At 67.0% G+C, this 4440-nt stretch carries 3 protein-coding genes; 2 read left to right on the plus strand and 1 reads right to left on the minus strand.

Going from position 1 to position 4440, the window contains the following annotated elements; genetic code table 11:
• The coding region (locus tag AC5RWX_RS30770; protein WP_494099997.1) for an AlkA N-terminal domain-containing protein at positions 1 to 1355 on the minus strand (1355 nt) is incomplete at its 3' end.
• A 114-nt stretch (positions 1356 to 1469) separates the two neighbouring features.
• On the opposite strand from AC5RWX_RS30770, the gene AC5RWX_RS30775 reads away from it, so the two are divergent.
• Positions 1470 to 2132 carry a DNA-3-methyladenine glycosylase gene (locus tag AC5RWX_RS30775; protein WP_494099998.1) on the plus strand — a complete coding sequence of 221 codons (663 nt, stop codon included), beginning with the start codon at positions 1470 to 1472 and terminating at the stop codon, positions 2130 to 2132.
• A gap of 51 nt (positions 2133 to 2183) precedes the next feature.
• Positions 2184 to 4412 carry a HelD family protein gene (locus AC5RWX_RS30780; protein WP_494099999.1) on the plus strand — a complete coding sequence of 743 codons (2229 nt, stop codon included), beginning with the start codon at positions 2184 to 2186 and terminating at the stop codon, positions 4410 to 4412.
• Positions 4413 to 4440: the final 28 nt, after the last annotated feature.

Consider the following 4440-nt stretch of genomic DNA (forward strand, 5'->3'; position numbering starts at 1 on the left):
TGAGGCGGGTCCAGGGCTTTTATCCCGTTCCGCACCGCTGCGTCATTGCCGAGGAAGACGTCCGGGGCGCCAAGGACGCGCATGGCAAGATAGCCCACGGTCCAGGGTCCCACACCGGCCAGGGGCAGCAGCTTCGCGCCCAGGCTTGATACGTCGTCGCCATAGCCGAAATCGAGGGTGCCATCCGCCAAGGCGGAAGCCGCCGTGCGGAGGGCATCGATGCGTTTCCTGGGGCCCCGCAGAAGTTCCCAACCGTCGGCGGCGATTTCGGCGGGGGCGGGAAACATCCGGTCCAGGCCCTCGCCCGGGCTTCGGCTTGAGCTTCCGACGGCGGCAAGCTGGGTCAGGGCAGTCCGCGCGGCAGCCACGGTGATCTGCTGGCCGATCATGGCTCTGATCAGCATTTCGCAGGGGTCCAGCGCTCCGGGCATCCTGATGCCCGGAGCGCCGGCCACTGCAGAGGCCAGCCTGGGGTCTTCCGTCAGGGCGCCGTCGATTGCCACCGGATCCGCATCCAAGTCGAAAAGCCGCCGGACGCGGCTCAACAGGGACGGAAGGTCCCGAAGGTCCACCGCACCGATGGTGAGGGTCAACGGCCGCCCGGGGGAGCCGGCGTCGTACTGAACCCTGAAGCGCGCGTCGCCCTGGGGAAGCCGCAGCGTGCGGGCGTACGAGGTTTGGGTTCCGGCTTCGATCCCCGGGATGGCGCGGACCGCCAGGAAAGTGAAGACGCCGGGGTCAAAGGGCTCGCGGTAGGGGAGGGTGAGGGTGAGGGCGGTAGAACCGGCGGGAGCTTTCGGATGCCTTGCGGCGCGCAACGCGGTGGGGGTCAGGTCGAAGACTTCCACCATGGTCTCGTTGAACTGCCGGACGCTGCTGAAGCCTGCGGCGAAGGCCACGTCGGCGAGCTTCATGGAGGTGGATACCAGCAGCGTGCGTGCCGTCTGGGCGCGGCCGGCGCGGGCGAGCGACAAGGGACCGGCGCCCAGTTCCTGGCTGAGGATCCTGTTCAGCTGGCGGGAGGAATAGCCAAGGCGGGCGGCCAGGCCGTCCACGCCGTCCCTGTTGACAACGCCGTCATTAATCAGGCGCATGGCACGCCCCGCTATGTCTTGGCGCACATTCCAGGCAGGCGTTCCCGGCACGGCCTCCGGGAGGCAGCGTTTGCAGGCCCGGTAGCCGGCGTCGTGGGCCGCTGCTGAGGTCTCGTAAAAGGTGACGTTCGCGGCCTTGGGAGTCCTGGCCGGGCACGACGGGCGGCAATAGATGCCCGTGGTCCGGACGGCAGTGTAGAACTGCCCGTCGAACCGGGTGTCCCGCGCGTCTATTGCCCGGTAGCGCTGCCAGAAGTCCATTCCTCCATCCTGCCAGCAGTGGAGGAGGCGGGCTAGCGGAAATCGGACATGGGCGTGGAGTCCTTTTGTGGCGTTGCGCCAGGCATCGCTGTGGGTTTTGGATAGAGTCTGGCCATGAGCAGAAGTCCCTCGCAGGCCCGGGAACCGCTGCGGGAATTCCTCTCCGGCGATGCCCGCACCCTGGCGCCGATGCTGCTGGGGGCTGTCCTGACCCATGATTCGAGGGAGGGCCGGGTGTCCGTCCGGCTCACAGAAGTGGAGGCCTACCTGGGGCCCGAGGATTCCCTGCACCCCGATCCCGGCTCGCACACGTACCGCGGCCCCACTCCACGGAACGCCCCGATGTTCGGCCCCGCCGGGCACCTGTACGTTTACTTCACCTATGGGATGCATCACTGTACAAACATCGTGTGCGGCCCGGCCGGTGTGGCTTCCGCTCTGCTGCTGCGTGCAGGGGAGGTCGTGGAGGGCCTGGAGCTTGCACAGCACCGCCGGCCCACCTCAAAAATTCCTGCCGACCTGGCGAGCGGACCTGCCCGGCTGGCCAAGGCCCTGGGCCTGACAACCGCGTACAGCGGCCGCGACGCATTGGCGCCCCCTTTTGTGCTGACGCTCCCCGACAAGCCGGTTGGGGAGGTCAGTTCCGGTCCGCGGGTGGGGGTTTCCGGCGTTGGCGGATCCGAGCAGTACGCCTGGCGTTTCTGGATCACGGGGGACCCCACGGTGTCGAAGTACAAGGCGGCCAAGCCCAGACCGGCGTCGTTTCGCCAGCGTTAACGGAAATGGTTGTAGAATGGACGGTCTGTCTTTTGCGATAGGGGAACGTTAATGCTCGACGCCGATTTGGCCCACGAACGGGACTATGTTGCCGGCCTGTATGCCCGGCTGGAGGAGCTCCGCGAGGAAAAGCGCAAGCAGCTTGCGCAGGTGCGGCGGGCTGGTGCTGTGGGCACCATGCAGAACGTTTCCGAGCGCGACGCTTTCGCGGCTCTGTACGAGGACCGCCTGGCGCAGCTGGATGCCGTGGATGACCGGCTGGTCTTCGGCCGTCTGGACCTGGACTCGGGAGAAGCGCAGTACATCGGACGCATCGGCCTCACCACTGAGGATCTGCAGCGTCTGATGGTTGACTGGCGCGCGCCCGAAGCCGGGCACTTCTACCAGGCCACAGCCTTCGACCGGCAGGGCGTCCGCCGCCGCCGCCACCTGATCCTGCAGGGCCGGGAGGTCAAGGCCATCGAGGACGATGTCCTGGACGCGGACATGCTGGCGGACAACGAATCGCTGCAGGGCGAGGGTGCCCTGCTGGCGGCCCTGAATTCCCGGCGCACGGGCCGGATGTCGGACATCGTCAGCACCATACAGTCTGAACAGGACCGCATCATCCGGTCCTCCATCTCGGGCGCCGTGGTGGTGCAGGGCGGGCCCGGCACCGGTAAGACAGCCGTGGCACTGCACCGTGCCGCGTACCTGCTGTACACCCACCGGGACCGCCTTAAGTCCGCGGGCGTGCTGCTGGTGGGCCCGTCGTCGTCCTTTATGAAATACATCGAACGGGTGCTGCCTTCCCTGGGCGAGACCGGCGTCGTGATGGCCAGTTTGGGCCGGTTGATGCCCGGCATCAACGCCGTGCCGGAACCCGGCGCCGACGTTGCTGCCATCAAGGGCCGCCTGGACATGGCGACTGTGGTGGCCAACGCCGTGGCCAATCGGCAACGGATTCCCGCTGAAGACCGGATCCTGGAAGTGGATGGCCGCAAGCTCGTGCTGACGCCGCGCCAGGTCCGCCGTGCCCGGGAACGTGCTCGTTCCACCGGAAAGCCGCACAACGAGGCCCGGGTGACGTTCGTCAAGATCCTGCTGCGTGAACTCACCGAACAATTGACCGAGCTGGTGGAAGCCGGGAATATCGGCAACAACGCAGACCGCTCCTACCTGGCCGAGGATGTCCGCACTGCCCGTGATGTGCGGATCGCCCTCAACCTCTGCTGGATGCCCATGACGCCCGAAAAGTTGATTTCGGAGTTGTTCAGTAAGCCGGCTGTGCTCGAATTCTGTACCCCCCACCTGACTGCGGCTGAGCGGGAATTGCTGCAGCGTCCGGCCGATGCCCCCTGGACAGAGTCCGATGTGCCGTTGCTGGACGAAGCCGCCGAGCTGCTCGGTGAACTGGACCCCGCAGCGGGGCGTGGCCTCGCCCAGCAGGAGCACGACCGCGCCCGCGACCTTGCCAACGCCAAGCAGACCTTGGTGAACATGCAGGCTGCCGGGGTGGATCCGCTGATGTCTGCCGAGGAGCTGGCCGAGCAGAACCAGGAACAGGAAGCGCGGCTGACCGCCGCCGAGCGCGCCACCAGCGACCGCACGTGGGCCTTTGGCCACATTGTGGTGGACGAGGCGCAGGAGCTCTCGCCCATGCAGTGGCGCCTGCTGGTCCGCCGTTGCCCCCTGAAATCCTTCACGATTGTTGGTGACATCGCACAGACGAGTTCGGTGGCCGGTGCCAATTCATGGCAGGGCGCGCTTGCCCCGATGTTCGGTGACCGCTGGCAGCTGGAGGAGCTGACGGTCAATTACCGGACGCCGTCACAGATTGCTGAAGCGGCTGTGCGGATGGCCAACGCGGCCGGACTCGTAGTTTCTGCACCCAAGGCCGTGCGCGAAGGCCGCTGGTCGCCCGTCATCGACGAGGTGGACCCGGACCAGGTGGTCAGCCGCCTCGTGGAGGTTCTGCCTGAGGAGCTGGAAGCGCTCGACGGCGGCCTGCTGGCCGTCATCGCGGACGGCCACCTGTTGCCGGAGGCCACTGCCGCCCTGCGTGCTGAGTATGGCCGACGCATCGGCACCGGCGCGGGCAGCTATGAGCAGGACATTGTGGTCATCAGCCCGCGCGAGGCCAAGGGCCTGGAGTTCGACGGCGTGGTGGTGCTGGAGCCCGCCACCATGCTGAACCATGAGCACGGCAAGGTGGGGGATCTGTACGTTGCCATGACGCGCGCCACCCAGCGGCTGCGGCTGATCGCTTCAGGTCCCGTGCCGGCAGGCATCAAGCGCTGAACTTCCTCGGCTGGCGCCGGCCCGTTCA

This window comes from Arthrobacter sp. SPT-J7, from assembly GCF_059089965.1.